The sequence below is a fragment of the Meridianimaribacter flavus genome (genome assembly GCF_004366715.1).
GTDB lineage: Bacteria > Bacteroidota > Bacteroidia > Flavobacteriales > Flavobacteriaceae > Gaetbulibacter_B > Gaetbulibacter_B jejuensis.
This window is the reverse complement of record NZ_SOQZ01000012.1, coordinates 1-2990: the sequence shown is the minus strand read 5'-3', so window position 1 is coordinate 2990 and position 2990 is coordinate 1. Positions and strand designations below refer to the sequence as shown.

The window sequence follows — 2990 nt, the reverse complement described above, 5'->3', positions numbered from 1 at the left end:
CAGTCTTCCTTAGGCTCACTCTCTCCTTTGCCTGATCCTGTTATTCTTGATCTGTCTATCCCTTTAGAGACTACATAAGATACTGTTGTCTTTGCTCTCCTGTCCGATAAGGCCATGTTGTATGATGCTGATCCTCTACTGTCTGTATGTGACGATACTGAGATAACCATCTCTGGATACTTTTGCATCACCTGTACCAGCTTATCCAACTCAAATGCTGCTTGTGAGGTAATGTTAGACTTGTCAAAATCAAAATAAATTGGGTCTAAGTTTACTCTGTCCACTGCCACTATCTCTTCTATTGGATCCAGTGCTATAGCTACTGCTACTTCTTCTTCCTCTGAGCCTTCTACTGTTACTCTTTTACTCTCATAACCATCCATAGACACCTCAAGGGCTGAACCTTCTCCGCACTCTACAATGAACTCTACAGTACCGTCTGAATCGGTTACTTTTGACAATACTTTATTCCCCTTACTATCATACATCGTTACTGATGCTGCGTTAATTGGGTTACCTGTCTTTGAATCGGTTACTGTTCCTGTGATAAGTACATCACATAATGGTTGGAGTTTCTTAATAGCATAAATATCATCGCTTCCTACTCCGCCTTCTCTGTTTGATGATACAAAGCCTTCTCCACTTTCTTCATCTAATCTAAATGCAAAGTCATCAGCATTACTATTGATTGGCACTCCTATGTTTCTAACTGGTGCCATCTTACCGTCTATCTCCTTGGTATGGAATACATCTAGGTTTCCTAAGCCCAAGTGACCGTTTGATGAGAAGTACAGCGTTCCGTTACTGCTTATATAAGGAAACATCTCTTGTCCTTGCGTGTTTACCTTCTGTCCTAGGTTCTCTGCTTCTCCTAATGTACCATCATCGTTGATGCTTGCCTTGTAGATATCAAAAAGACCATAGCCACCTGGCATATTAGATGCAAAGTATAATGTCTTTCCGTCTGCGCTTACTGATGGGTTTTTTACCGAATAGTTCTCACTGTTGATTGCAAAGCCTTCTATATTGCTCCACTTATCCCCTTCTTTAGTTGCTTTGAACAATTGCAGTACACTGTATCTGTTTTTGGTGATAGAGTCTTTCTCGTACATCTTCTCAAAGAAACTTTCTCTTGAAAAGTACATCGTGTTTCCATCTGGTGAAAATGATACTACTCCTTCATGATACTTTGTGTTTACTTTATCTTCTACTAATGCTGCTGCTAGATAGGTTCCATCTGCATTCTTTGACATTTCATAAATATCTAAAAATGGCTCTTCGTTCCATCCATAGGTTCTACGTGAGGTGTTTCTTGCTGATGTAATGTACAGCTTACCATCTTGTAGCGTTCCTCCAAAGTCAGAATACTTGCTGTTAAAGCCCATATTTTGGATGTTGAACTTCTTGCCTTTTTCTAATATCTTTGGTAGATAGTCTGGATTTTTCTTATAAGCAATGGCTCTATCATCACTTGGACGCATCTCTGCAAATCTAGCCATTTGTACATTAGACGCTTCGTACTTCCCATTGGCCTTAAGCATTTGAGAATACTTAAAAATCATCTCTGGGTTGTCACTGCTCTCCAGTGCCTTGGCGTACCAGCGTTCTGCTTCCTCTGTATTGAATACATTGTAATAAGACTCGGCTAATTGACCGTATACATAACTGTCGCCTTTTCCGTCTTCTACTAACTTTGCATATTCTTCTGCTGCCTCAACAAACTCAAACCTGTTGAAGTGCTTGTCTGCTCTCTTGGTGTCCTTGTTCTGAGCTGTTACACTTAATCCACTCAGCAAGGTTATCAATAAATATTTTTGTATGTTTTTCATCTTTGGTTTGGCTTGAATGGTTAGAAATATCTTGGTGATCGTGATACCTTCTTAGGGAAGTTAAGGTCAAACAATAACATGAACTCATGCGATGCTGGTGCATACCTCTTTATATCTGAAGTAACACTATCATAAGCATAACCTATACGTAGCGATGGGGTAATCGCAAAATTGATAAGCCCTGAAAATGAATCATCAAGCCTATAAGAGGCTCCTATCTCGAACTTATCATAAAACAACGCATTTAAGTTTACATCAAAAGAGGTTGGTGCATCAAAGGCTGACTTCACCAAAAACGATGGCTTCAACTTGGTGTTCTGTGATAAGTCAAACACATATCCTCCTGTTATGAAGTAATGGCTAACTTCTGAGCCTAACTCAAAACCATTGGCATCAAGGTGTACCGAATTTAAAATATTCGGTACAGATACTGCTAAATAGTAATGGTCTGTATAATAAAATGCTCCTGCACCTATGTTTGGTGTCACACTGTTGATGTTCTCCGAGAAGAAAGGATCGTTAGGGTCCACGACATCAAGACCTGTGAGTCCTATATCATGAAACGTTGCGCCTGCCTTAACACCAAACGCCAAGCGGTGTTCGCCTCCTAATCGAAGTGTATACGAGAAATCTGCATAAGCATTGGTCTCGTTTACTGGACCTATGTTATCTGATATAATCGATAACCCTAATCCTACTTTCTCGCCTACGGGAAGGTGACCAAAGAATGTTCCTGTCTTTGGTGCTCCTTCTAATCCTGTCCACTGCGTACGATACAGTAAACCAAAACTTAGATTCTCCCTTGAGCCTGCATAAGCTGGGTTAATGACGTTCATATTATACATGTACTGTGTGTACTGTGGGTCCTGCTGCCCAAAGACCTGAAAGCCTACGAGCGTTAGTATTAGTATTGTGAGTCTTTTCATGTTCTTAGATTAATTTCGGTTAGTCTTATTTGTTGATGTATACCCAAGCACTACGCTTCTTTGCTCCATTCTCATAGATCATCGTATAGAAGTAAGTACCTACTGGTAGCTCATCTCCACTATTGCTCTGTCCATACCACTCATTTGTGTAGTTATCTTTAGAATATACCAATACGCCATTACGGTTGAATATCTCTAATCGTGTTACACCATAACTACTTAAATCAAATGTGTC

3 protein-coding genes are annotated in these 2990 nt (G+C 40.0%); all 3 read right to left on the bottom strand.

The features are described from left to right. Nucleotides 1–1541, bottom strand: a 1541-nt coding sequence (locus A8975_RS14470) for an OmpA family protein (protein WP_243833000.1), incomplete at its 3' end; no start/stop codon positions are given. A gap of 308 nt (nt 1542–1849) precedes the next feature. Further along, entirely contained in the window at nt 1850–2755 is a 906-nt protein-coding gene (locus tag A8975_RS14465) for a type IX secretion system membrane protein PorP/SprF (RefSeq protein ID WP_131506506.1), read from the bottom strand. Nucleotides 2756–2780: 25 nt separating this feature from the next. Further along, nucleotides 2781–2990: gliding motility-associated C-terminal domain-containing protein (locus tag A8975_RS14460; protein ID WP_134201427.1), on the bottom strand; the 210-nt coding region annotated here is incomplete at its 5' end.